General features: G+C 38.6%; 25 protein-coding genes and 1 tRNA gene. 6 read left to right on the top strand and 20 right to left on the bottom strand.

Annotation, left to right across the window (positions count from 1 at the left end):
• Nucleotide 1: 1 nt before the first annotated feature.
• Nucleotides 2-682 carry a hypothetical protein gene (locus AC5SLP_RS05465; RefSeq protein ID WP_495254137.1) on the bottom strand — a complete coding sequence of 227 codons (681 nt, stop codon included), beginning with the start codon at nt 680-682 and terminating at the stop codon, nt 2-4.
• Here AC5SLP_RS05465 and AC5SLP_RS05460 point away from each other — a divergent pair.
• Nucleotides 674-1,282 carry a MarC family protein gene (locus AC5SLP_RS05460; protein ID WP_495254136.1) on the top strand — a complete coding sequence of 203 codons (609 nt, stop codon included), beginning with the start codon at nt 674-676 and terminating at the stop codon, nt 1,280-1,282. The genes AC5SLP_RS05465 and AC5SLP_RS05460 overlap by 9 nt on opposite strands.
• Nucleotides 1,283-1,298: 16 nt before the next feature.
• On the opposite strand, the gene AC5SLP_RS05455 is transcribed toward AC5SLP_RS05460, so the two are convergent.
• From AC5SLP_RS05455 to AC5SLP_RS05440, 4 genes are read right to left on the bottom strand one after another with little or no spacing between them, the layout of a single operon-like run.
• Nucleotides 1,299-2,378: an ABC transporter permease gene (locus AC5SLP_RS05455; protein ID WP_495254135.1), complete on the bottom strand. Its 1,080-nt coding sequence runs from the start codon at nt 2,376-2,378 to the stop codon at nt 1,299-1,301.
• Nucleotides 2,375-3,490 (bottom strand): ABC transporter permease, encoded by a 1,116-nt coding sequence (locus AC5SLP_RS05450; RefSeq protein ID WP_495254134.1) that lies wholly within the window; start codon nt 3,488-3,490, stop codon nt 2,375-2,377. The genes AC5SLP_RS05455 and AC5SLP_RS05450 overlap by 4 nt, the downstream gene beginning before the upstream one ends.
• Entirely contained in the window at nt 3,487-5,100 is a 1,614-nt protein-coding gene (locus AC5SLP_RS05445; protein ID WP_495254133.1) for an ATP-binding cassette domain-containing protein, read from the bottom strand. Before AC5SLP_RS05445 ends, AC5SLP_RS05450 begins: the two co-directional genes overlap by 4 nt.
• A gap of 7 nt (nt 5,101-5,107) precedes the next feature.
• Nucleotides 5,108-6,265, bottom strand: a complete 1,158-nt coding sequence (locus AC5SLP_RS05440) for an HlyD family secretion protein (RefSeq protein WP_495254132.1) — start codon at nt 6,263-6,265, stop codon at nt 5,108-5,110.
• A 128-nt stretch (nt 6,266-6,393) separates the two neighbouring features.
• Here AC5SLP_RS05440 and AC5SLP_RS05435 point away from each other — a divergent pair, with 128 nt between their 5' ends.
• On the top strand, nt 6,394-7,692 hold the full coding sequence (locus AC5SLP_RS05435) for a TolC family protein (RefSeq protein WP_495254131.1): 1,299 nt from the start codon (nt 6,394-6,396) through the stop codon (nt 7,690-7,692).
• 20 nt (nt 7,693-7,712) lie between these two features.
• Here the strand turns inward: AC5SLP_RS05435 and AC5SLP_RS05430 are convergent, their stop codons facing one another.
• On the bottom strand, nt 7,713-8,156 hold the full coding sequence (locus AC5SLP_RS05430) for an ankyrin repeat domain-containing protein (protein ID WP_495254130.1): 444 nt from the start codon (nt 8,154-8,156) through the stop codon (nt 7,713-7,715).
• Complete coding sequence (locus tag AC5SLP_RS05425; RefSeq protein WP_495254129.1) at nt 8,156-8,653, bottom strand: thioredoxin domain-containing protein; 498 nt, start codon at nt 8,651-8,653, stop codon at nt 8,156-8,158. Before AC5SLP_RS05425 ends, AC5SLP_RS05430 begins: the two co-directional genes overlap by 1 nt.
• A gap of 204 nt (nt 8,654-8,857) precedes the next feature.
• On the opposite strand from AC5SLP_RS05425, the gene AC5SLP_RS05420 reads away from it, so the two are divergent.
• Complete coding sequence (locus AC5SLP_RS05420; RefSeq protein ID WP_495254128.1) at nt 8,858-9,175, top strand: hypothetical protein; 318 nt, start codon at nt 8,858-8,860, stop codon at nt 9,173-9,175.
• Nucleotides 9,176-9,228: 53 nt separating this feature from the next.
• Here the strand turns inward: AC5SLP_RS05420 and fumC are convergent, their stop codons facing one another.
• Nucleotides 9,229-10,620, bottom strand: coding sequence for a class II fumarate hydratase (fumC, locus tag AC5SLP_RS05415; RefSeq protein WP_495254127.1), 1,392 nt, complete (start codon nt 10,618-10,620; stop codon nt 9,229-9,231).
• A gap of 150 nt (nt 10,621-10,770) precedes the next feature.
• Here fumC and AC5SLP_RS05410 point away from each other — a divergent pair, with 150 nt between their 5' ends.
• The gene (locus AC5SLP_RS05410) at nt 10,771-11,343 is read left to right on the top strand and encodes a DedA family protein (protein WP_495254126.1); all 573 of its coding nucleotides are present in this window, start codon (nt 10,771-10,773) and stop codon (nt 11,341-11,343) included.
• On the opposite strand, the gene AC5SLP_RS05405 is transcribed toward AC5SLP_RS05410, so the two are convergent.
• Nucleotides 11,340-12,212 carry a VIT1/CCC1 transporter family protein gene (locus tag AC5SLP_RS05405; RefSeq protein ID WP_495254125.1) on the bottom strand — a complete coding sequence of 291 codons (873 nt, stop codon included), beginning with the start codon at nt 12,210-12,212 and terminating at the stop codon, nt 11,340-11,342. The genes AC5SLP_RS05410 and AC5SLP_RS05405 overlap by 4 nt on opposite strands.
• 101 nt (nt 12,213-12,313) lie before the next feature.
• Between AC5SLP_RS05405 and AC5SLP_RS05400 the strand changes: the two genes are divergently transcribed.
• Nucleotides 12,314-12,388: transfer RNA gene (locus AC5SLP_RS05400), tRNA-Gly, on the top strand.
• A 156-nt stretch (nt 12,389-12,544) separates the two neighbouring features.
• On the opposite strand, the gene AC5SLP_RS05395 is transcribed toward AC5SLP_RS05400, so the two are convergent.
• The 8 genes from AC5SLP_RS05395 to AC5SLP_RS05360 form a co-directional block, all read right to left on the bottom strand.
• The gene (locus AC5SLP_RS05395) at nt 12,545-13,102 is read right to left on the bottom strand and encodes a 2-oxoglutarate:acceptor oxidoreductase subunit OorC (protein WP_495254124.1); all 558 of its coding nucleotides are present in this window, start codon (nt 13,100-13,102) and stop codon (nt 12,545-12,547) included.
• A 10-nt stretch (nt 13,103-13,112) separates the two neighbouring features.
• Nucleotides 13,113-13,946 carry a 2-oxoglutarate ferredoxin oxidoreductase subunit beta gene (locus tag AC5SLP_RS05390; RefSeq protein ID WP_495254123.1) on the bottom strand — a complete coding sequence of 278 codons (834 nt, stop codon included), beginning with the start codon at nt 13,944-13,946 and terminating at the stop codon, nt 13,113-13,115.
• Nucleotides 13,946-15,079: a 2-oxoglutarate synthase subunit alpha gene (locus tag AC5SLP_RS05385; RefSeq protein WP_495254122.1), complete on the bottom strand. Its 1,134-nt coding sequence runs from the start codon at nt 15,077-15,079 to the stop codon at nt 13,946-13,948. The genes AC5SLP_RS05390 and AC5SLP_RS05385 overlap by 1 nt, the downstream gene beginning before the upstream one ends.
• A gap of 9 nt (nt 15,080-15,088) precedes the next feature.
• The gene (locus AC5SLP_RS05380) at nt 15,089-15,406 is read right to left on the bottom strand and encodes a 4Fe-4S dicluster domain-containing protein (protein WP_495254121.1); all 318 of its coding nucleotides are present in this window, start codon (nt 15,404-15,406) and stop codon (nt 15,089-15,091) included.
• A 147-nt stretch (nt 15,407-15,553) separates the two neighbouring features.
• A complete protein-coding gene (sucD, locus tag AC5SLP_RS05375) occupies nt 15,554-16,426 on the bottom strand; it encodes a succinate--CoA ligase subunit alpha (protein WP_495254120.1) in 873 nt (290 codons plus the stop codon).
• A 2-nt stretch (nt 16,427-16,428) separates the two neighbouring features.
• Complete coding sequence (gene sucC / locus AC5SLP_RS05370) at nt 16,429-17,598, bottom strand: ADP-forming succinate--CoA ligase subunit beta (RefSeq protein ID WP_495254119.1); 1,170 nt, start codon at nt 17,596-17,598, stop codon at nt 16,429-16,431.
• 142 nt (nt 17,599-17,740) lie between these two features.
• Nucleotides 17,741-19,153 (bottom strand): DASS family sodium-coupled anion symporter, encoded by a 1,413-nt coding sequence (locus AC5SLP_RS05365; RefSeq protein WP_495254118.1) that lies wholly within the window; start codon nt 19,151-19,153, stop codon nt 17,741-17,743.
• Between the two features lie 108 nt (nt 19,154-19,261).
• A complete protein-coding gene (locus tag AC5SLP_RS05360; RefSeq protein WP_495254117.1) occupies nt 19,262-20,305 on the bottom strand; it encodes a TAXI family TRAP transporter solute-binding subunit in 1,044 nt (347 codons plus the stop codon).
• A 143-nt stretch (nt 20,306-20,448) separates the two neighbouring features.
• Here AC5SLP_RS05360 and AC5SLP_RS05355 point away from each other — a divergent pair, with 143 nt between their 5' ends.
• A complete protein-coding gene (locus tag AC5SLP_RS05355; protein ID WP_495254116.1) occupies nt 20,449-22,014 on the top strand; it encodes a transporter substrate-binding domain-containing protein in 1,566 nt (521 codons plus the stop codon).
• On the opposite strand, the gene AC5SLP_RS05350 is transcribed toward AC5SLP_RS05355, so the two are convergent.
• From AC5SLP_RS05350 to AC5SLP_RS05340, 3 genes are all read right to left on the bottom strand, one after another.
• Nucleotides 22,006-22,680, bottom strand: coding sequence for a response regulator transcription factor (locus AC5SLP_RS05350; protein WP_495254115.1), 675 nt, complete (start codon nt 22,678-22,680; stop codon nt 22,006-22,008). The two genes, AC5SLP_RS05355 and AC5SLP_RS05350, sit on opposite strands and share 9 nt — an antisense overlap.
• 127 nt (nt 22,681-22,807) lie before the next feature.
• Nucleotides 22,808-23,758, bottom strand: coding sequence for a malate dehydrogenase (gene mdh, locus AC5SLP_RS05345; protein WP_495254114.1), 951 nt, complete (start codon nt 23,756-23,758; stop codon nt 22,808-22,810).
• A 32-nt stretch (nt 23,759-23,790) separates the two neighbouring features.
• Nucleotides 23,791-26,028 (bottom strand): NADP-dependent isocitrate dehydrogenase, encoded by a 2,238-nt coding sequence (locus AC5SLP_RS05340; RefSeq protein WP_495254113.1) that lies wholly within the window; start codon nt 26,026-26,028, stop codon nt 23,791-23,793.
• Nucleotides 26,029-26,070 lie beyond the last annotated feature (42 nt).

The raw sequence follows: 26,070 nt of genomic DNA, 5'->3' as shown, positions 1-26,070 counted from the left end.
TTTACATGTAAAGATATTTTCCGTACAAACTCAAATAAACACTTAACAATTCTTTGAGTCCATTATTTAAATGACCACGCTCTTCTTCGTTGAGTAATAACTCAATTAAAGTTACATGTACTGTTTCGCCAAAATGAACGAGCGCTTCTGGCGTAAACTTTGTCGGTTCTTCCAAAGAGAGCGCGAAAAAGAGTGATAATGCACGATTCAGTCCTGAAACATAGGCCAATAAATTTTCATAAATACTCTTTTCAACCGGCTCAAGCTGTGAGATAAACAGCTCTAAAGAGACCGTTAGAAAACCTTTTTTCTTTGGAAAATTACTTTGCAACAGTGTCATAAAAAGCGTTTTTTTTGCTTCTTGTAACGGTAGAGGCAAAGCCGTTTCTAAAAGCGAATCAAGCATTTTGACCGCTTCTTGCGCATCTTTGGGAGCAGTTTGATTTTGATGATGCATCAAGGAGAGAATTTGCGGAAGTGTGTATCGACTCGGATGATACAACTCTAATGACTTCAGCGTTTGGGCGATGCATTCATAAAATGCATGCTCTGGTGTATGGGTACTTTTACGTAAGTATTCGATAAGATAAATGGTCTCTTTTTTCATGGCATCATTCTGCCAAAGAGAGGCTGAAAAAGTGCTATAATGCCATCTTTTTTTTAAGGAGTGTTCATGCATCATCTTACTTTTTTCTTTTCGATTTATGTGAAATTCTTTTTTATTATGACACCGTTTTTTGTCACAACTATTTTTCTCTCCATGACAAAAGGTATAGACGATAACAGTAAAAAACGCCTTGCCATCAAAGTAACCTTTGCCATTGCTATTACATGTTTGATTATTCTTTTTTTTGGAAAATATATTTTTGAGCTTTTTGGCATTACGTTAGATGCTTTTCGTATTGGTGCGGGAGCGCTTTTATTTTTAACAGCGGTTGATTTGGTGCAAAAAGATGTTAATGCAGAACCCACCTGCAAAGCGGATATTTTAAAACACGCGGTTGTGCCCTTAGCAATTCCCGTGACCGTAGGACCGGGTACGGTAGGTGCGTTGATGGTTATGGGTGCGGATATGCAAGGACTTGATGATTTGATGGTAGGTTCAACAGCCCTTTTAATTGCTATTGCGAGTATTGGGTTATTGCTTTATCTTTCAGGGCACATTGAAAAACTCATCGGGCGAACAGGATTGATTGTTTTGAGTAAAATAACAGGGCTGGTTCTCTCAGCTCTTGCTGCTCAGCTTATTTTTACAGGTATCAAAAGCTTTTTAGTAGCATAAAATTTTACATGTAAAATTAGAACAACCGTCCAATTTTACGAAATCCGATACTATATACAACCCCACCAATCAGGGCGACGCCTAAAAAGTAAACATACAATTCGCTCCAAGGGGTTCCTCGAAAGAAGATGCTTTCACTGCCTTCGATAAAATAGCGAAGGGGTGAAATCAACGAAAACGTTTGAAGTGCTGGGTGCATCGCATAAATGGGTGTCCACGCACCGCTTAAAAAAATGAGTGGCATCATAATCACAATGGAAAGTTGCGCCACTTGCATGACGTCTTTGGCAAGCGCTGCGATAAAAAGTCCAATGCCAGCTCCCGTAAAAGCGTAGAGAAAGCTTAAAAGAATAAACGCTAAAAAAGAACCATTCATCGGCGTATGAAACACTCCAAAAAGAACAAACCCAACAGAAATCACAATACCAATCATGACAATAATTACTTGCGAAAATGACTTTGCAAGGATGATAAGCCTAGGATTGACTGGCATTAAAAGCATAATGTCCCACGTACCCTCTTCTTTCTCTTTAACAAAGACCATTGCCGTTAAAATAACAGACAGTAAGGTTGTAATAGATAACAGTTCTGTTAGTGCCATAAAGGTGTGGTTGTCTGCATTTTCATTAAACAGTTTGTGGGTAACCAACTCAACGGGAAATGATTGTTTGGTAAAGTTAAGAGCTATATTTTGTAAATAACTCAGTGCTGTAAAGGCTTGTGAGGCTGCGGTTGCATCAAGAAGTACATTAATGGTCGTATGATGATTTTTTCGGTAATTTTTTTCAAAGTCTTCGTCAAAAACAAGCCCTAACATCACTTCTTTATCAAAAATGGCTTGCGATAAATCTTTATGCGACGTAAACACCATCGGTTCTAAAAACTCTGGCGCATGAAAATAGCTTAATAGTTTTTGGCTTAGCCCTCCTCCGCTGTTATCTACATATCCAATGGCGATATTTTGCGGTTTAAGCTCAATGCCACTGCCGGCGATATAGACTTCAAAACTAAAGGCATATAACACCACAAAAACCAATTGCCATGAGCGTATAAAACTAATGAGTTCCTTGCCAACAACGGCCCAAAAGACTCTCATCTAAGCTCCTTTTTCAAAAAGAGTGTGCCAAGCCCTAACAGTCCAAAAGCATAACATGCCAAAACAAAAAGATAAAAAAGTGTTTTAGAAGATGCCAACCCCTCACCCACTAAAAATACGTCGTATAAAATATGGTTGTAATACATGACAGGAAAGACATGCGCTTCGTAACTAGAAACACCTGTCATAGACGATATAGGCATCAAAATGCCCGAATACATAAACCCAGGAATCAAAGTAACAATCAGTGTTAAGACAACCGCTACAATTTGTGTACGTGTGATAATAGAGATAAGCATGCCAATCGAGAGACTTATGATTAAATAGAGTTCTGATGTAAAGACATAGAGTAAAAAACTGCCACGAAACGGCACATTAAACAGATAGGTAGCCCATAAAAAGAGAATGAAAATATTAAGTGAATGCAACATAAAAACAGGTATGAGTTTAGCGGCGATAAATTCTGATTTGAGCAAAGGTGAAGCATAAAAGTTAAAAATAGTACCTTTTTCTTTTTCTTTGACAATCAGTAATGCCGATAAAATAGCAGGAGCGATGAGTAAAACAAGACCGATTAAACCGGGAACAATAGCGTCTTCATCGCGCATTGCTTGGTTAAAAAGCGCTCTTTGATTGATGCTAATAGAAGCGGTTGTATTTAAACGCTGCATGATTTCGCTTGCGGCATCAAGGACAACGCCTTTAACATAACTCTCCATCGTTGTGCCACGAATAGGAAAAGCCGCATCCACAAAAACGCCTATTTGTGTGGCTTGTTGGTGGAGCAATCTTTTTTCAAAAGCATTTGGAATAATAATAAGAATATCGCTTTTGGCTTGCTTGATTTCATCAAGTGCCTCATCTTCACTTCCATAAAATTGTTGCATCGTAAAATACTTTGAATGCTCAAATTTACTTCTCAAAAACTGCGAATAGTGACTTTGGTCGTTATCAATAATCAGCGTTCGAGCATGCGTTACTTCCATGCGGATGCCATAACCAAAAAGAACTAAAATCATATTGGGCATCAAATAAACCATAATAATCAAACGTGAGCGAATAATCTCCGTGAGCTCTTTGAGTACGTAGGCTTTAACCACACCTAATTTCATCGGTAGTACTCCAAAAAAATCTCTTCAAAGGTATGTGCATTGGGGTGTTTCGCATAAAATTCAGCAATGCTATGATCGGCAACCTTTGCACCTTGTTTCATCAACACAACACGATCACAAAACTCTGCTTCGCTCATGTAGTGAGTTGTAATGAGAATGGAAATTTCCCACTTCTCTTTTAAAGTCTTTAACAGCTCCCAAAATTGCGCTCTAGCAATTGCATCAACGCCCGATGTGGGTTCATCCAAAAAGAGAATAACCGGCTCATGCAACAAAGCAGAAGCCAATGAAAAGCGTTGGTTAATCCCTAAAGGAAGTTCCGTTGGCATGGCGTGAAGGAATTCGTCAAACCCAAGTTCTAAAGCATAACGCATAATACGACTTTTAGCAACATCAAGAGGAATATGCCTCATTGAAGCGAAATAGAGAAGATTTTCTTCGACACTCATATCATTGTAGAGCGCAAAATGCTGACTGACATAGCCAATAGAAGCCTTTAACGCTTGTCTGTCTTCTTGCGTATGAATCAAAGAACCTAAGAGCTCTAAAGTGCCACCATCAATGGGATAAAGTCCTAAAAGCATCTTAATAAACGTTGTCTTTCCAGCGCCATTGGCTCCTAACAAGCCCAAAATCTCACCTTTTTTAAGCGTAATATCGACATTATCATTGGCAATAAATGCGCCAAACCGTTTGGTGAGTCCTTTTGCTTGCATAACAATGTCGGGCAAGGTAATTGATGTCTCTTTATTTGTAATTTCAATCGAAGGCATTTTTTTATCTTTTTGCAGAGCATTCACAAAGAAGAGCGCTTCAAGGCTGGGTTTTACATGTAACGCATCCAGCTTGCTTAAACAGTAGGTTGTATGAAGCGTTTTAATACACGGTTCATTGGTCTTCACATTTGCTTCATACGTCATCGCTTTGACGGATTCTAGCAACTCTTCTGCCCTACCTTGTGCGATGATTTCTTGCTCGTCAAACAGTAATATCCGATCCATCTTTGCCGCTTCTTGCATATAAGCCGTACTGATAATCGCGATAGTACCTTCACTTTTGCGTATCTCATCTAAAATTTCCCACAACTCAATACGACTCAAAGGATCAACGCCCGTTGTCGGCTCATCCAGTAAAAGCAGTTTGGGTCGATGCAATAAAGAGCAAATCAGCGAAAGCTTTTGCATCATACCTCCGCTTAACTTGCCCGCTTGTCTGTCCTGAAACGCATCTAAGCCTGCCATTTTTAAAAGACGCAATTTATAGGCTTGGAACGATGCATCTTGTTTGATATTGTGGATATTGGCAAAAAAGCGTAAATGCTCATCAACGCTCAATAAATCATAAAGTACCAGTCCAATGCCCTGAGGCATAAGTCCAATATGCTCTTTTAAAATTTCGGCTTCTTTGGGAGAATGATAAGTGTGCTCAAAAAACGTTACACTGCCCTCAAAAGGAATAATGCCAGCAATTGCGTGAATCAAAGAGCTTTTACCCGCGCCGTCAGCTCCAATGAAACCTATGATTTCACCTTCATTAGCATGTAAAGAGGCATCGTGAATGCCTAATGTCTTTTTATGATAAACATTCACTTTCTCAACATGAAGTTGCATTATCTTCTCATTCAGGAACGTTTTTAAGACTAACCGGTAAGCCTTTACCATCCATAGAGACGACACCCACAGCAGGAATGCCTAGTTTCAGGAGAGGGTTGTACTCCAACGGTTTTACATGTAAAGCAAAAACCCTCTGGATTCTATCACTTGGGACACTCACTTCTTTGGGCGTAAACTCTGCTTTTTGCTCAATGCGAACCACTTTTGCAGGAATGGGTTTATTGGGATAGGCATCTAAAAAAATGACCGCATCATTTCCCACATGAAGCTTTCCATTTTCTTTCGTATCGACGAAAATTTTAAGATACAGTGACTTTGGATCAAGTAAGGTTGCTACAACGCTTCCTCCGCCAATTACTTCACCTTGGTTGGCTATTTTTTCTATAACGACACCGTTAATCGGTGAATAAAGCGTCATTTCAGATAAAACCGCTTCAATTTGTGTTTTGGACGCTTCAAGCGCTTGCAAAGCTGAAGCGAGTGCTTCAATGCCTTTTTTCATCACTAAAAGCGTGTCTTGAGTGGAGGTAGCATCTTTGACATTACTGCGTGCAATGGTATTGGCTTGGGCTAATTGCTCCTTTTTATGTAACAATGCTGCCAATGCATCTTGACTGGTTTGTGATTTAAGTGCCGCCATTTCAACTTGGCGCTTTTCAATGAGATGTTGATTATAAAGATTTTGCATACGCGCATAGTCATGTTGGTCTTGTTTGGCGACACTTTGCTGTGAAGCGATGCTACGGGAGAGCTCTTCTTGTTGTTGCTCCGTAATGCTAAGATTGGCTTTGGCTTTAATCAAAGATTGAGGAACAGTTTTTTGTGCTATTTCATACTCAAATGTTTTAGCGCTCAATTCTTGTTTCTTTGCATCAATTTGTGCCTCTATTTGCGCCTTTTGTGCCTGATATTCGGCACTGGCAAGCGTTGCGATTTTATCACCTAAGGCTATACTTTGACCTTCTTCGATATTTAAGCTTTCAATGCGTCCTGCATATTTTGCATTAAGATTAATCAAATCACCATCCATACGGCCTGAACCCTGCACTAAATTAGAGGCAAGTGTCGGTGTTGAAAGCTTATTGACGATGAATGCGGTTGCGATTAGGATAAGAATTAAAATCATTAATCCTAAACGATACTGTTTGATTTTTTCTAACATAGTCGCTCCTTGGATGAAGACAAAACTATTATATAACGAATTTGGTATATTTTCACCTAATTAAGAGCAGATTAATAGGAGTAAGAATACTATTAGTATCCTATCATGACGTTTCACAAGGATGCCTAATGCGACGTTTCGTGCTACTTCTTTTGCCATTATGGTTAAACGCTCAAACCTATACTGAGCTTTTAAATCTATTAGAACACAGTTACAATTACCAAAGTGCTAAAGCACTCGAAAACGCTTCAGAAGCGCTCTATCAAGCCTCATTGGGTAAAAATTTACCTGCATTAGACGCAACACTCAGTGCCATTGAGTTTAATGAAATTCCCAATATGACCTTGCATCTTCCCTCCTTTCCTGTGACAACCGCAGAAGTGGGGACACGCAGGCATTTAGAAGGGGCTTTAGTTTTGAGTTATCCACTTTTTACGGGTTTTGCTATCTCCTCTTCCATTGATAAAGCCAAACTCGAATACGAACAAGCCACGCTTAAAGTCACCAACCTCAAACGCAATCTTGCGATGCATGTTACACAACTTTACAGTGCCATTATCAGCGAAGACAAAGTCATTGAGGCGTTACAAAGCTCCTATGATGCGCTTCAGTTATCGTATCAAAAAGCTAAAGGTTTTTACGATAATGGACTCCTTGCCCAAAGTGAACTCTATGCCATAGAAGCTAAGACATACGATATGCAAGCGCAAATGACAAAACATCGCAATCAAAAAAAACAAATGCTCAATCAACTCTCAATGCTACTAAGCACTAAAATATCAACCCTCTCGCCTCAAACTATTCTTTATGACATACCAGAATTTGACGAAGCAAAAGCTGTTGCACTCAGTGAGCGAGAAGATGTGTTGGCAATGCATAAAGCGCTCGATATTGCACAGAGTAATGTGGCGTTGGCACAAAGTAAACTGTATCCTAATGTAGCCCTTGTCGGCGTTTTAAAACGTCAAGGTGATTCATTAGAGCTTAATGGCGATGGATACACCAATGCCGATAAAAGTTATGCCGGCATCAGCGTTTCATGGAATCTTTTTAATGGTTACACCGATATGCACACTATTGATGCGGCGCGCGCTTCAAAACTCTCTGCCTTTTCTGATTTGGAAGCCTATAAAGAACAAGTATTGACTGAAATCGACAATACGCTTCTTGAGATTGAAACACTCAAAGCCAACCTCAAAAGTGCAGAACAAGAAGAGAACGCAACGTATGAATATACCAAATTGACCCAAGGACGTTTTGATAACCAACTTACGAGTGCGGATGAGCTCAGTCGTGCCATTGCCAATTTAGCAACCATTAAAGCTAAAGTTGCTTCTTTGCAAAGTGAGATTTTCTACCAAAATGCGCTTGTGTGGTTAGAATGCGGTTGGCATATTTTTGAGAAAAAGACACTGAGCGCTCACTAAGTTTTTTTACATGTAAAACGCTACAACATAACAGCTTTGAGCATTTTATAGATACGAGGCGTACTCGCAAGGTCGATGGCTTTAAATCCGTCGAGGTTAATACTATTGGCGTTTGCATGAAAGCTTAACAAAAGGCGCACCATCTCCTCTTTTCCAGAACTAGCACAATACATTAACGCTGTCACGCCATTATCGTTTTGGCTATCAAGATGAATTCCTGCTTTGACCAATAGCTCAACACAGCGATAATCGCCACCAAAACAGGCGTTCCATATTGCCGTATTGCCATCAATATTTTTGATTTCTAAATCAACGTGTGCATCGAGGAGTTCTTGTGTTACATCGACATTTGCTTCACGCACCGCTTTCATCAAAGCAGAATTGCCATATTTTCCTACATGGTTGAGCAAATTAGCATCATAATCATTTTCTACCAACCAGCGGTTTGTTGCGTCACTTAGCATTAAGCACCCATCCAATTCTCATGCACGTGCCCTTTTTTCTTAAAATGAATCGCTTCGTCCAATTTTGTTTCAAACGTTTCTAAATCAAAGGCATCTTCAACATCATTGGTGATTTGTTTGTAAACAACTTGCCCATCTTTATTAATAATAAAAAGAGACTTTGCGCATAAACGCTCATCAATCAAAACACCAAACTTTTTTGAAAACTCTATAAAATCAACGGAAGTACACGTAGGATTGAGATTTGGTTTTGGCGCTGCACTACTGATAATATAGATAAATGCTTGGTCCTGATACGTCGTTATAAGTTCTTGCAAATTTGAGCTTAGTGAGTGCTCATAAGGCAACGTGATCATCACTTGCACTTTAGTTGCCATCATGCCGATGATTTTCATATCACCATTGAGCATATATAAACCTACAGCAGGAGCTTCTGAGCCAATTTTTCTCTCTTTCGTGTATAAGGGTTTTTGAACACCATGAACGATTGTTTCCACCATAGCTCCTTTATTTTTTACTCCTATTTATGCAAGAGCTATACCATTTATACGGTATTAATATAAAATTGTTACAATAATCACGCAAAGTGTCGTATCTTAGTTTAAAGAGTTGTTGCAATGACTGTACATACGTAAATTAGGCATCTTTAAACTAAAATACATAAAATTATACATACGAACAAACTAAGAGGAAGCCCCTTCGTGAAAGAAAAAATAAAAGCAAAAGCAAAATTAATGGCGCAACATCCAGCAACCAAGCAAGCCCTACTCTCATTAAAACCAGAAAAAACGCTTTGGGGTGCTTTGGGTGTGATTCTATTTTTTATTTTACCTGAGATTATTGCTTTCATTTGGGGAGCCGATATCACACATTATGCTCACACCCAGATGGCGATGAATCCCCATTCCACATGGATAGAACAGACGTTAAATGAGTTACTTTTAATGCTTTTTCAAGATGGTGGCAGTTGGCTCAATTTAGGTATTGGGATTGCCCTGCTTATTTGGCTCTTTTTTTAGTTTACATGTAAAAGTAGCCAAGGTTCGTTGGCTACTTTTAGGCAGAGGCGCGATTAAGCTTTTGGATGAATCATCTCTGCGGGAATCACATAACGGTCAAACTCTTCCGCACTTAAAAACCCTAATTGAATGCACGCCTCTTTGAGACTTGAATGCTCTTTATGCGCAAGCTTTGCCACTTTAGCCGCTTTTTCATAGCCGATGTAAGGATTAAGTGCCGTGACAAGCATCAGCGAGTTTTTAAGATTGTAGTCGATTTTTTCGACATTGGCTTCAATGCCTTCCACACAATGCTCTCTAAACGAGTCCATTACATCGCTCAGCAGTCGAATTTGTTGTAAAAAATTATAGATGATGACGGGTTTAAAAACATTGAGTTCAAAATTGCCTTGGCTTGCACCCATAGAGATAGCAACATCTGCACCAAAGACTTGGCATGTCACCATTGTGACTGCTTCTGCTTGTGTAGGGTTCACTTTACCTGGCATGATTGAACTACCGGGTTCATTTTCAGGAATACTGAGCTCTCCAATGCCACACCTTGGTCCTGAGGCTAGCCATCTGACGTCATTGGCTATTTTCATTAAGTTCGCCGCCAATCCTTTGTTCGCACCGCTAGCAAAAACAATCGCATCGTGGGAGGTAAGGGCATGGAATTTATTGGGCGAGCTGACAAACGTTTTTCCCGTAATCTTGGTGAGTTCTTCACTCACAAATTCACTCAGCTTTGGATGCGCGTTGATACCCGTTCCAACGGCTGTTCCACCAATAGCCAGCTCACGAAGTGACATTAAAGCTTGCGTAATGTGCGCATAAGAATGCTCTAACATACTTCGATAACCGCTAAATTCCTGTCCTAATGTGAGCGGTGTAGCATCTTGAAGGTGCGTTCGTCCAATTTTAATGATAGCTTCAAACGCTTTTTCTTTGAGCCTAAAAGCTTCAATCAGTCTTTTTAAAGAAGGCAAAAGCGCATCTTCTATCTCAATCACACTTGCGATGTGCATAGCCGTTGGAAATGTATCATTAGAGCTTTGAGACATATTGACATGGTCATTTGGGTGAATGCGTTTTTCAAGCCTAAAATCTCCGCCTAAAATCTCCGTCGCAAGATTGGCAATCACTTCATTTAGGTTCATATTTGTTTGTGTGCCACTGCCCGTTTGCCAGATAGCCAAAGGAAATTCGCCCTCTAATTTATCGGCAAGGATTTCATCGCATGCTTTGATAATAGCACCGGCTTTTGTTTCATCTAATTTGCCTAAATTTTGATTGACCACAGCAACAGAACGTTTCAGCAGTGCAAAAGCACGAATAAGCTCTTTAGGCATTTTTTCGGTACCGATTCTAAAATTTTCCAAACTTCGCTCGGTTTGGGCACCCCAGTATCGGTCATTTGGAACATTAATCTCGCCCATCGTATCTTTTTCTATTCGGTATTGCATTGATTGACTCCTTATTTTTTCTCTTATTATGGCTCAAAGAAGATTGAAATAAATCGCGTTTTTTAAATTACATGTAAAAGCTAAAGTACACGTCTAGGCTTTTTCATAGGTAGAAAACGGTATCATTAATAAAACACAAAAAAGTAAGCAATGATGGATTTTAATTTTGTCACTTTAATGCATGAGTACGGGTATATCATTCTTTTTTTCTGGAGTATTTTAGAGGGCGAAAGCGGGCTGATTATGGCAGGACTGTTTGTCCATACCGGCGATATGGTTCTTGCTTATGCTATTTTTACTGCAGGTTTTGGCGCCTTCGTGGGTGACCAAATTTACTTCTATTTGGGACGCTTTAAAAAAGAGTATGTCATTCGGAAACTTGCCAAACAAAAACGCAAAATTGCTCTTGCAAAACTTTTACTTAGAGAATACGGTTGGTTTATTATCTTTATCCAGCGTTACCTTTATGGTCTTCGTACGATTATTCCTCTTTGCATTGGATTAATGGGATACAGTCCTCGCTTTTTTGCACTCATCAATTTTATCTCAGCGTTGTGTTGGAGTAGTCTTATTATCATACCGGTCTGGTATTTTGGTGATACGATTTTATCGTTTATAACTCTCATTAAACACCATTGGTATCTCTTTTTACCTTTAAGTATTGTGGTGATAGCAAGCTTTATTCTTATCGCTCGCTACCGTCACTTAAAACAAAAAAGCTAAATTTCAATCCCAAAATAGTGTTTGACAAAATAACCAATGCCAAAAGAGATGAGCGCAACACCAAACGTAATCAACGACATCTCACCTACGCGCTTCCAAAATGACAAATCTTTTGCCACAGAGATGTAAAAATTATAAAGCACAATGGCCAACATTGCGCCGCAGAACATCCATAAAATAGCAGTGGGTATAGAGCTAAATATAAAAAATGGTAAAACCAAAAGCGATGTTGTGAGGATGTATGATACACCCGTATACAGCGAATACGTTAGCGCTTTGATATCTTCCGTTGGGTTTTCTTTTGATTCAAGATAGGCAGAGCCTGCCATCGAAAGTGAAGCCGCTATTCCCATAATGAGACCTGTTACACCAACCACCACACTTTTATCAAACGCTAAAGCGATGCCACTTAGTGTTCCTGTAAGTTCGACTAAGGCATCATTCATACCCAAAACAATCGCACCTGCATATAACAATTTTCTGTCGTGTAACATATCGATCAGCTCTACTTCATGGTGCATCTCTTGCTCATACACTTCTTGCGCTTTTTCATCAACGACGATGAGTTCTTGATAGAACTGTTTTGCACCCTCTTCTCTCTTTTCTAAAAACTTTAACGTAAAAGAGACCCCGAGTATTTTTGCTAAAAGCAGATAAAATAGCACCACTAAGCGACGTGGCATCACCTCTGCATGCGTAAATGATTTAAGATACATGTAATGCCCTTTCTCTTCATGGGCAATCTTTTGAAAAACAACTTTATTGGCATCATTTTTTTCACTTTGGGCAAGCATACTGTAAATGGTAAAGTCATCAATCTCATTTTGTTGCTGTTTTAAAGCTTTTGAAATATTGATTGTATTTTGCATTTTTTCTCCTTCAAAACACGCTTTCACACACTTATTATACTCTTCCTTTAAATTTATATCTTTTACATGTAAAAAGTTATGCTAAAATTTCAACTTCAATTGCGGGTGTAACTCATCGGTAGAGTGTTAGCTTCCCAAGCTGAAAGTAGCGGGTTCGATTCCCGTCACCCGCTCCACGTCTTTTGAATCATTAATATTTAAAGAATTTATCTTCAAACGTTTTATCTCATCCTTTTAATAAACAATCATCGCGTTTTGACATGTAATTAATTTGTAGAAGTAACCATCAGGAGAAAAAAGCTCTTCAAGCTTAAGCCTGAAGAGCTTATATGTTAAAGTGTAGCGAATGCTTCTTTAGCGTATTTTACGCCAAGGTCATACGCTTTATTATTAGCAGCGTGTACTTTTTCAGGTACTTTTGAGAGCATGACTTCACGAACAAGTTCGTGTGGAAGAACATGAGTCATCTCAACAGTAATCGAAAGTGCCACAACAGACTGAGTAATAACATTTCCGACTTCTTCTTTTGCAATCGTAATCAATGGGATTTCAATGATTTTCCATTTTTTGCGATCTTCTTCATTGACTGTGACCAAGTTTGGTTCAACAACAATGATACCACCTGGTTTTACGCCATTTTTAAATTGATTGAAACTCACTTGCGCAGTAGCAATCATAAACTCAATCTCGCCTTCGTTGGCATAAGGAAATAAAATCTCACTCTCATCCAATAAAATATCAACTTTTGTTGGACCGCCACGAACTTGAGACGTATAGGTTGATGCTTTGACACCGTAACCACCCTCTTTAATTTTAGCAACTGCTAAAATTTCACCTGCTAGGATAACACCTTGACCACCTACACCTACGAAACGTAATTGTCTTCTCATCAAGGGCTCCTTACAGCTTTACCGTGGTTTTATTTTGTGCAGCTTCGATTACTTTATCATACGCTTCACAGTATTCTAATTGTCCCTCTTCTTGTTTGAGGATACCTGTTGGGAATTTACCAACACGCTCTTCATCACTCATAAGGTCAAATTTTTTCTTGCCAACAATACGACCTTCAATCCACTCAAGGTTTTGTACCGCTTCACCCATTTTGTTTTTACGTCCAAGGTTAATGTGACAGTTTGAGAACACATCAAAGAAAGAGTAACCTTTGTGAGAGAAACCAGCTACAAACATTTTTTCAAGTTTTTGCGGGTCTAAAACGGACTCACGCGCAACAAAGGTAGCACCTGCAGCATCAGCCAATTTTGCAGCATCAAAAGTAGGATCAACGTTACCGTAGTTAGCCGTTGATGTCCACATTCCTTGTGGTGTTGTCGGACTGGTTTGAGAATTTGTTAGACCATAAATAAAGTTATTAATCAAAACATGATTTAAGTCAATGTTTCTACGACATCCATGAATCGTATGGTTACCACCGATGGCTAAACCATCGCCATCACCTGTGACGACAATAACGTGTTTATCAGGATTTGCTAGTTTAATACCCGTTGCATACGCAATCGCACGTCCGTGTGTTGTATGAACCGTATTACAGTCAATATATGAACTAAAACGTCCACTACAACCGATACCTGAAACAACACACACATCGTTCATATCCCAACCCATTGTATGGATTGCACGAATAACCGATTTTAAAATAACACCATCACCACAACCCCAACACCATAAGGTTGGCATTTTATCTACACGTAGATATTGATCATAATTAAATGCCATTACATCATCTCCTTAACTTTAGCAACCATTTCAAGCGGAGCGATTGGACGACCATTGGCTTTGTGAAGTGTCGCAAAATCATCTCGTTTCATTACTCGCTCTATCTCTTCTAAATACTGACCCATATTGAGTTCAGTTACCATGATTTTTTTGAATTTTTGACCAATTTCTTTGAGTTTTGCTACAGGACTTGGCCAAAGGGTAATTGGTCTGAAAAGACCTGCTTTGATACCATCTTGGCGAAGTTTCATCACCGCTTCTTTTGCACCACGAGAGATACTTCCATAAGCGATAATACAGACATCCGCATCATCTAGCATAAACTCTTCATAATGTACTAAATCATCTGATTTCATTTTGATTTTATTGGTTAAGCGCTCAATGTTGTACTCACAAATTGTGCCATCTTCCGTTGGAAAACCTTTTTCACCATGGTGTAATCCTGTCACGTGGTAGTGATAGCCTTTAAAGAAAGGATTGAGTACAGCTGGTTCAGTTGGTTCTGCTGCGTAAGGTTTGTAATCTTTTGGATCACCTGTAAATACAGCACGATTGACAACACTTTTTTGAATCTCAGCAAGATCTGGAAGAATTGCTTTACCATGCATATGACCTAGTGTTTCATCTAAAAGGATAAAAACAGGTGTCATATATTTTTCAGCAATATTAAAAGCACGAATTGTTTCGGTATAAGCCTCTTCTAAACTACCAGGGCATAATGATATAGACGCAAAATCGCCGTGTGTTGGATATTTTGCTTGACCGATATCTGCTTGAGAAACACGTGTTGGAAGACCGGTAGAAGGACCACCACGCATAACGTTCACGATAACCAGTGGAATTTCTGCAATAAAGCTATAACCAATTTGTTCTGCTTTAAGAGAAATACCAGGACCTGATGATGCTGTCATTGCTTTAGTTCCGCTCATTGAAGCGCCTAAGGCAACACAAATACCACCAATTTCATCTTCCATTTGAATAAATTTACCACCGTTTTTAGGCAATAAACTACTTAAATCTTCTGCAATTTCACTTGAAGGCGTAATAGGATACCCTCCAAAAAATTTACATCCACAATCAACAGCCGCTTTCGCTACCAGTGCATTTCCACTTGAAATTACTTCTCTTGCCATTTTTTGTCCTTATGCACTGAGTTTTCGAAATTTATTTTTTTTGACAGCTTCAGCGCGCTCTTTTGCAGTCTCTGAAAGCTTCGAAAATTTGAATTCGCTTTTATCTGCAACATAAATTGCAAAATCTGGACAATGTAATTCACAATCACGACACCCTATACAGGCATCAGGAACAACAACTTCAATCATCGATCCAAGTGTTGAGTTTGGTGCTGGAACCATTGCCAAAACCCCTGCTGGACACATACTGACACAAATATCACAAGCTTTACACCTAGAGACATTAACCCATACTGGTGTATTGCTTGGAGCAGTGATTAAACCCATCTACGTTCTCCTTTATTTTTACACAATTTCCAAAATTTATGTTCGATAAGACATTTTTTAAGCGTACTTAAAAAATGTCTTAAAGTATAGATTTTACAGTAGCTATACATCTACTTCACTTAATCTTTAAAACTTGAAAGTTTTTTTTTATTTTTTCAAAACTTCTGCAACTTTTTTACCAATTTCAGCTGGCGATTTAACAACATGAACACCTGCTGCTTCCAAAGCTGCCATTTTTTCGGCTGCTGTACCAGCACTTCCACTCACAATCGCACCAGCATGTCCCATACGTTTTCCTTTTGGTGCACTTTGACCAGCAATAAAAGCAACAACTGGTTTGGTAATATGTTCTTTAATGAAAGCAGCGGCTTGAATTTCAAGATCACCGCCAATTTCGCCAATCATTACAATGGCTTTGGTTTCAGGGTCAGCCTCAAACATTGGTAGCAGTTGCTTATAAGAAAGTCCAATAATAGGATCCCCACCAATACCAACCGCGGTTGTAATACCAAAACCTTCATTGCACACTTGATTTGCGCCTTCATAGGTTAAAGTACCAGACTTACTGATAAGCCCAACACACCCTTTTTTAAATATCATACCTGGCATAATACCGATTTTACACTCTTCTGCCGTGATAATACCTGGGCAGTTAGGTCCAATCGTTTTCATCCCTTTTTTAACCGCATAGGCTTTAGCACGTTGCATATCACGAACAGGGGCACCTTCTGTAATAATAACAGCAAGTTCAATGCCTGCATCTGCCGCTTCTAAAACAGCGTCCGCAACAAAAGCTGGTGGAACAAAAATCATACTGACCGTTGCACCTGTGCTTATAACCGCTTCACGCACCGTATTAAAAACTGGTTGGTCAAGATGGGTTGTACCACCTTTATTAGGTGTGACACCGCCTACGATTTTTGTACCATATGCTAAACATTGTTCTGCGTGAAAACTTCCCTCTTTGCCAGTAAAACCTTGTACGATTACTTTTGTCTCTTTATTGATTAAAATACTCATGCTTAGTTTCCTTTTGCACACGCGACGGCTTTTAAAGCACCATCGTGTAAATCTGTTGCAGTAATAATATTTTTAATATTGGCATTTTTGAGAATTTCGGCAGCTTCTTTGGCATTGGTACCATCAAGGCGCACAACAACAGGGACATGTACATCAATGAGTTTCGTTGCTTCTAAAATACCATTTGCGATACGATCACATCTAACAATACCACCAAAGATATTGACAAAAATGGATTTAACATTTGGGTCTTTTAAAATAATTTCAAACCCTTTGGCTACTGTTTGAGCGTTGGCTCCACCGCCTACGTCTAAGAAGTTTGCAGGCTCACCACCCACATAATGAATTGTATCCATAGTGCCCATTGCAAGACCAGCACCATTGACCATACAACCAACATTTCCATCTAGCTTGACATAACTAAGACCAAAGCCTGAAGCTTCACGCTCAACAGGATTTTCTTCGCTCTCATCACGCATCGCTTCAATTTCAGGATGGCGGAAGAGTGAGTTATCATCAAATCCCATTTTACCGTCAAGTGCGATAAAAGTGCCACTTTTTGTCTTAACAAGAGGGTTAATTTCAATCAGTTCAGCATCGTTTTCCATATAGACTCGATACAGAGCAGAAGCAAATTTTATGAAGTTATTGATTTCATCTTTCTCAAGCCCTAATCCAAAGGCGAGTTCACGTCCATGATATGCTTGAAATCCGATGAACGGATCAACGGCAACTTTGATGATTTTTTCAGGCGTCTCAGCAGCAACTTTTTCAATCTCCATACCACCTTCACGTGATGCCATAATAACAGGCATCTCTTTGGCACGGTCTAAGACAACGCCTAAATAGAGTTCATCGGCAATATCTGCACCCTCTTCAATATAGACCTTTTGAACCAATTTGCCCGCTGGTCCTGTTTGATGAGTGACAAGAGTCATACCAAGAATTTGGCTAGCAAGTGTTTTGACTTCATCTAAACTCTTTGCTAACTTCACACCTCCACCAAGACCGCGTCCACCTGCATGGATTTGAGCTTTAACCACCCAAATATTTCCACCCAGTTTCTTTGCATTTTCGACGGCTTCTTCCACAGTAAAAGCAATGTATCCATTTGGAGTGGGAACATTGTACTTTTTAAAGATCTCTTTGGCTTGATACTCGTGAATATTCATAAAACCTCCATTTCCGAATTTTTATTTCGTTTGTAAGACTGTATTGAGAAACAAACACTTTAGTCAATTAAAATATCAACTATATCTTTTTTTTGTTACATCTTTAAGGTTCTAGGGCTCTATTAGTGCTTCATCGTATGATTTACATGTAAATGAATACGCCAATAATGATACTAGAAAGATAAAACAAACCAAAAATGGCACCTAAAAACCACCATTTTCCTTGAGAAATATAACCAGAGCCATACCAAATAGGTGAAGGGCCTGTTCCATAAGGCGTAATAATTCCCATAATACCCAATGTACCCGTAAATAAAATCATGAATGTTACTAATTGCTCAGGTGCGATTAATTTTACAGCAAAAGTAATAAAAAGTGGAAAGAGAGCAACGGCATGTGCTGTTAAACTGGCAAAAAAGTAATGTAAGAGAAAAAATGCAACAATCATGGCGATGATAACCCATGTGGGTGAAAGTCCTGTTAGGAAAATTTCCGCATTTTTACTGAGCCATGTTAAGATACCAACCTCTTTTAATCCTGCGGCTAAGGCAACTAATGTTGCAAACCAAACCAGTACATTCCATGCACTTTTATTACTTACAATATCATCCCATGTGACAACATTCGTAAGCACCATCAATGACACGATGGATATAGCAGCTGTTGTTGCATTGACATTCAGTTCATTACCAAAAACCCATAAAATAAGGGCCACGATGGCAAAAAAAGCCATCAAAATTTCTTTACTAGAAATAGACCCCATTGAAGCGAGTTCTTTTCGTGCCCATTGAGGCGCTTCAGGAGAATGCTTTTGTGTCGGAGGGAAAAGAATATAAGCCAACAAAGGTGTAGCTAAAAACGGAATCACCATAATAGGTATCATGATTTTGGCCCACGCACCCCATTCTAAAGTAATATTCGCACCTTTGCTAATTAAATCTGCTGCTAATAAATTTGTTGTAAGCCCTGTAAAAAACATGGAACTCGTAACCGTTGATATAGCAATTCCTACCCAAACTAAATACGCACCCATCTTGCGTGGTTCATGCTCAGGTGTTGAATCAAATAAAACAGGTATATTAATCGCAATGGGATAAATCGTTCCTGCACTACGAGCAGTATTAGAAGGCATAAACGGGGCTAAGACTAAATCAGCAAAGGCAATAGCATAACCTAAGCCTAAAGTACTTTTACCCATGTATTGCACCATCAATAAAGAGATTCTCTTACCCAAACCTGTTTTTTTATAGCCCATCGCAAACATAATCGATGCAAAAATAAGCCAGATAATATTGTTTGAGAAGCCAGAAAGTGCCCATTTCACATTTGCAGCCGGCGTTTTACCCACTAAGCCCAATAGTGAAGCAAAACTCACTCCTAGCAAACCTAAGAGTGCTGTTGGAATTGGTTCTAAAATCAATCCAACAAGCACAGCCATAAAAATAGCCATAAAATGCCAAGCACTTGTTGTAAGACCATCTGGCTGAGGAGAAAACCACAATAGACATAAGACAATGAGGGGAGTCAAAATCTTCCAAGATCGCATCAAATCCATAACAAACCTCCTATGTTTTTATCACAAGAAGCATTGTAAAGGATTACTCTCTTAGTATTCTCTCGGATACACGCTAAAAAAAATGATTCTGAGAGAACGTTAAGAGAATTAAGGATGCGGTGCTAATAAATGGGGCGGAATCGTTATTCCTTTTTCGCGGTAGTATCGGATGGCGCCAGGATGCAGAGGAATGGTAAGTCCATCTAATGCTTTTTCAAGCGAAATAGACGTTGTGCCTTTATTGACAGAGTTTAAGAAAACTAAATTTTCATACATCGTTTTCGTCAGTAAATAGACAACATCATCTGGTGTATCAGCATTAGTGACTAATAATGTTGCTTGGGCTATCGTTTTAATATCTTTAGGTTGTCTTGGATACGTATTGGCTTTTATCACATATCGATTCCACACGGGATAGTACTTTTGAATTTTAGCCACATCTTCATCACTAAATTCCAACAGACTCACTTTAAGTGGCCCCATAGCAGCATAAACGTTAGATACCGCAGAAACAGGTGCACCTGCTGGCGTGTTCATCCCTTTAATCTTTCCATGTTGCAAAGCGATAGCACTTTGATTGTAGCCTAGGTAAAAAAGATTCATTTTACGATAATCAATGCCTAGTATATCCATTAAAGTTTCAGCGGAAAATTTACTCCCAGAATCATTTTCAGTGATTGAAAAATTATGTCCGTAAAGATTTTTCAAATCTTCTATATTTCCGGTCTTTACTAAATCATTCGTGAGTGTAAAATGTTCCACATTTTGCCACAACATAGAAATAGCGCGTAGGTTCTTTTGCGGCTTATTTTGATAAAAAGATTTTCCTTGCCAAGCAAGCAAACCACACAAACTTTGAATAATAGCAAAATCCGCTTCTTTCTGACCTAGAAGGTGAATATTATCTAAACTACCGCTACTTGCAACCGCTGAAAATGAAATTTGTGGCTGATCATTTAATCGCAATGATAATAATGTCGCGATAGCCACCCCCACAGGGTAAAATGTTCCACCCGTACTTGCTGTTGCTATAATGTATTTGTGGTTTGGTTCAAACGCATGAGAAGTAGAGAGAAAAAGAGAAAATATCCATAATAAACGGAGTACAAGACGTTGCAAACTGACTTCCTCAACACCAAAGAGATAGTTCATTATATAAATAAGCCTATGTATTTATCTTGAAGTCTTTACAATCTATTTATCATTGTAACGATGTGTAGCATTAGTAAACACTTTTATGAAAATGCTATAATCAAATTTTGTAAATCATTTACTCTTCAAGGGATAGCGTTTACATGATAAAGCTGTTTTTTCTTTGCTCCTTTCTCCTTCTGTCACTACATGCATCTGATCAAACTTTAAATTTAACCGCAAAAGAACGTGCTTATTTAAACAGTAAAATAACTTTTAAAGTCTGTGTCGATGCGCAATCCTCTCCTTTTGAAGAAATTACGCAAGAAGGTATTTATAAAGGGATTATCGCTGACTTATTGAAGCTTGTCGCAAGGCGTTTGCATATAGCTGTAGAAGTACAGCAAGTCCTAACATGGGACGATAGTCTAAAATTAGCCAAATCAGGACAATGCGATATTGTTACCTTTATGAAACCTTCCGTGGATAATAACAAATGGCTATTATTTTCAGAACCTCTGTTTGAAGACCCTTATGTTCTCATTACTCGAGAAGAGCATCCTTATATTGAAGATTTAGCTTCTTTAGCACATGAGAGTATTTCTATTCCCATTGTTTCAGACTTATTTACACGTATTAGTAAAGAGTATGCCAATCTTATTGTCATTCCAGTCTCTACTAACGAAGAAGCCTTTGGTATGGTTTCCACGCAAAAAGCAGACATGACACTTCGTTCCATGACTGCCGCAGCTTATATTATAAAAAAACAAGGATTTTTTAATCTCAAAATAGCAGGTGAATTGCCAAAAAATACCAATACCATCCGCCTAGCAGTGATGCATGATGAACCCATGTTACTCTCTTTGCTAAATAAAGCAATTGCGACAATAACGTCTCAAGAGAAGGAAGCCAGTGTCAATGAACATGTTGCCATTATTATTGAAAATAAAATGAGTAAAGAATCCATTCGGTATATTGCTTTTGGGGTTTTACTGTTTTTATTGATTTTGTTTTCTATTATTTTATGGAACAAATATTTACGTGAAAAAATTTCACAAGAAGTTGCCAAAAGCCAACTGATACAAAACAAACTGTTTCAAGCTTCTAAAGAAGCCGAGATTGGAAGAATTATAGGCAATATATCCCATCAATGGAGAGGTACGCTTGCAAAAATTGGTGCATTAAATCTTTTGACATTGGTGCAACTTAAAAATGACCAACCCCTTGATAAAGCATTTGTGCTTAACCAATCCGAAGAGATTGGAAAACTCCTTGATTTTATGTCCAATACGATGCAAAGCTTTTTGGAATTTTATAAACCTTCAAAAAACATTGAGAGCTTTTTCCTGCTTGAGACAATCAAACAAGCCGAAAATATTTTAGAAGTGAAAATCAAAAAAAGTCATCTTGCTATTAGTATAGAAGGCAATTGTGATCGCATTATGACAGGCATTATGAACCAATGGGTACACGTTTGGCTGAACCTCATTGATAATACCATCAATGCGGCATTAAAAAATGCTATTGAAGCGCCTTATTTTAAAATCGTATTTTCAAAAAATGAGATTGATATTTTCGATAATGCAGGAGGAATGCCAGCTCTACCAAGTGAAACAGATATGGGACTGGGTATTTATATGTGTATAGAACTCGTTAAAAAGCATGGAGGCGAAATTACGTACAATACCATTCCAAATGGGCTGAATGTCAAAATTCGATTTCTAACCTAAGCGATAGCCTAAATTTGGAATCATATGAATAAAATCTTTTCCAAAACGATTTCGAATCCGCATAATAAAGTTATACAACGCTGAATCACTCATATCTTCCGATTCCCAAACGGAGACTTGAATCATCTCTTTTGTAATCAAACGATTTTTGTTTTTACTCAAAAGTTCCATAAACAAAATCTCTCTCTTTTTGAGTTCAAAACATTGCCCTTCTTTAACGAGCATTTTTTCATCTGCATTATACGTAAACCCATTACTAAGGAAGATGGTTTGTTGAGAGGCTTTTGTCATTTTATGCATGCATTTATGAAAAGCCTGCGTCAATTGGGTGTAATTAACAGGTTTAATCAGATAATCCGTTAAACCAAGCGGTATGGCTTTGAGAAGTAGCGCTTCATCTTTATATCCACTGAGTATGACGATGGGTATTTCTTCGTTAGTGTCGCGTACTCTTTTTACAAAATCCAGTCCATTTTCATTTTGGAGGTGAATATCTGTAAAAATAATATCAATCGTATGCTGTTCCATAATTTGTATTGCTTTTTGAAGTGTTGATGCATAAAACACCTCTTTAACAAATACTTTAAATATAGGAATCATCATACACGATAACTCTTCGTCATCTTCGACAAACAGCATCTGTTTCGATTTTAAATCGTTTAGCACAAATGACCTTATTCAATCAATTTATTTGACTATAAACTATCTTTCTCTTAAACTTCTCTCACATGGTTACATGTAAATCTCTCGTGTTCTAAAAAAAGAAGATGTGTTTAAGATAGAAACACACCCGTTATTGTGCAAAAAAATCATTCTTTCGCAAGGTATTAAGGAGATTATCAACTGATTCAACGCTTTTGGCAAATTGTTGTTGCTCATTTAAATTCAGAGGTAATTCAACAATCTCTTCAATGCCGTTGGCGCCTAAAACGACAGGGACTCCATTGACGGTATCGTGATAACCGTACTCCCCTTCTAACAAGACAGCACAAGGGAAAATAGCACGTGAATCGCTTAAAATTGCATCGATCATTTTAACCGTAGAGTTAGCAGGTGCATAATACGCTGAGGTTCCCATATAACCAACAATTTGAGCGCCACCATGACGCGTTTTGTCAATAATGTCTTCAATTTCAAGATCAGACAATAAATCGGTGAGTGCAACACCATTCACCGATGAGTAGCGTGGTAATGGTACCATATCATCGCCATGGCCACCCATAACACTTGCCGTGACTTGACCGTATCCAAAACCTAATTTTTCTGAGATAAATGTTTCCATACGCGAGCTATCTAAAATACCTGCCATTCCAATGACACGATTTCGTGGATAGTTACCCACTTTTAAGGCCACATACGTAATTGCATCCAAAGGATTCGAAACCGTGATAATAATAGCATCAGGTGCATACGTCTTAACTTGCTCAATAATCCCTTTGGTAATCTTTGCATTGACCATGAGTAAATCATCACGACTCATACCGGGTTTGCGTGGACTACCTGCTGTAATGACGACAATATCACTGTTGGTAATATGTTGATAATCACTAGAAGCACTGATTAAAGTATGACTTCCTTCAGGCGAAGTCGCTTGAGAGATATCGAGGGCTTTGCCAATGGCAACGCCCTCTACGAGGTCTATCATCACAATTTCACGGCAACTTTTACGCATAGCTAGCCAATAGCAAATCGTTGCTCCCACATTTCCTGCTCCGATAATTGAGACTTTTTTTCCTTGTGACAAAGAGACTCCTTCTTTTACATGTAAATCAAAAATTACGCTTTTAAGGTTTCAAGTGCATGATTTAATGTAGCACTTGGTCGCATAGCGTTATTGGTTTTTTCATAATTTGGTTTATAGTAACCACCCATATCAACCGCTTTACCTTGAACAGCATTTAATTCACTCACAATTTGAGCTTCATTGCTTTTGAGTGCTTTTGCTAATGGTGCAAATTGCTCTGCTAAAGCTTTATCTTCACTTTGAGTGCTTAGTGCTTCTGCCCAATACATGGCAAGATAAAAATGGCTTCCACGATTGTCTAATTCACCTACTTTTGAAGAAGGCGATTTGTTGTTATCTAAAAATTTTCCTGTTGCAGCATCCAATGTTTTAGCAAGAATTGCTGCTTTTTTGTTTCCAATGACATTATCAAGATGCTCTAAGGAAGCCGTAAGTGCCATAAATTCACCCAAAGAATCCCAACGTAAATGGTCTTCTTCTATGAATTGTTGAACGTGTTTTGGAGCAGAACCGCCTGCACCTGTCTCAAACAAACCACCACCACTCATCAGTGGCACAATCGAAAGCATTTTAGCCGATGTTCCCACTTCTAAAATAGGGAAAAGGTCGGTCAAATAATCACGAAGGACATTACCCGTAACTGCGATAGTATCTTTTCCTTCAACAATACGTGCTAAAGAGACACGAATTGCCTCTTCTGGCGTCATAATTTTGATATCAAGTCCTTTTAGGTCATGCTCTTTTAAATATTTTTCTACTTTCTGAATCATTTGATTATCGTGAGCACGTGCAGGGTCTAACCAAAAAATAGCAGGTGTGTTACTTAAACGTGCGCGATTGACGGCTAATTTTACCCAGTCACGAATCGGTGCATCTTTGGCTTGACATGCACGGTAAATATCGCCTTTTTCAACGGTATGTTCCATCAAAACTTTATCACTAGCATTATCCACGATGCGCACAATGCCATCCATAGCACATTCAAATGTTTTATCGTGTGAGCCGTACTCTTCGGCTTTTTGTGCCATTAAACCTACATTGGGAACTGAACCCATTGTTTTAGGGTCAAGCGCTCCATTTTTCTTACAAAAATTCATTGTTTCTTCATAAATGCGCGCATAACAGCGGTCTGGAATCAGTGCTTTGGTTTCATGCAACGCACCATCTTTCCCCCACATTTTGCCAGATTCTCTGATACATGCTGGCATAGAAGCGTCAATAATAACATCACTGGGTACATGTAAATTCGTAATTCCCTTATCAGAATTAACCATTGCAAGTTCTGGGCGTTTGGCGTAGCATGCTTGAATATCAGCTTCAATTTGTGCTTTTTGTGCCTCAGGCAGTGTTGAAATTTTGGTATAAAGATCACCTAAACCATTGTTGGCATTGACACCAATTTCGCTAAAAAGCGTTGCATATTTTTCAAAAACATCTTTAAAGAAAGTTTTAACGGCATACCCAAACATAATAGGATCGCTCACCTTCATCATCGTAGCTTTGAGGTGTAATGAAAGCAAAATGCCACTTTTTTTCGCGTCTTGCATTTGTGATTCATAAAATGCGGAGAGCTTTTTACTGCTCATGAAGGTACCATCAATGATTTCATCTTTGAGTAAAGCGAGTTTATCTTTTAAAATGGTTGTTGTACCATCTTTGCCAAGAAGTTCAATACGAACCGTCGTAGCTTCTGGCATGGTAATTGATTTTTCATTGCCGTAAAAATCTCCTTCGTTCATATACGCGACATGTGAATGAGAATCACTGGTCCATTTTCCCATACGATGCGGATTTTTACGTGCGTATTCTTTAACGCAAAGAGGTGCACGTCTGTCAGAATTGCCCTCACGAAGTACAGGATTTACCGCACTTCCTAGAACTTTAGCATAACGAGTTTTTATCTCTTTTTCTGTCTCATCTTCAGGGTTTTCAGGATAATTAGGAATCGCAAAGCCTTTGTCTTGAAGCTCTTTAATGGCAGCTTTTAGCTGAGGCAATGAAGCACTGATATTGGGTAGTTTAATAATATTAGCTTCGGGCTTATTTGCAAGTTCACCTAAATAGGCTAAATCATCGTTTATTTTTTGTTCAGCTGTCAAATTTTCTGGAAAATTAGCAAGGATACGACCTGAGAGTGAAATATCTCTGGTTTCGATGTCAATATTCGCCGTTGCAGTAAATGCTTTGACGATTGGAAGCAAAGAGTATGTTGCAAGTGCGGGAGCTTCATCAACGATTGTGTAGATAATCTTACTTCTATTGTTTACCATGGTTACCCCTTTAAAAACTAGATTTTGGTAATGCTACCAATT

It is taken from the genome of Sulfurospirillum sp. E15m (assembly GCF_059415145.1).
Note: the sequence above shows the minus strand (reverse complement) of the source record. Positions and strands in the feature narration are given on the sequence as shown.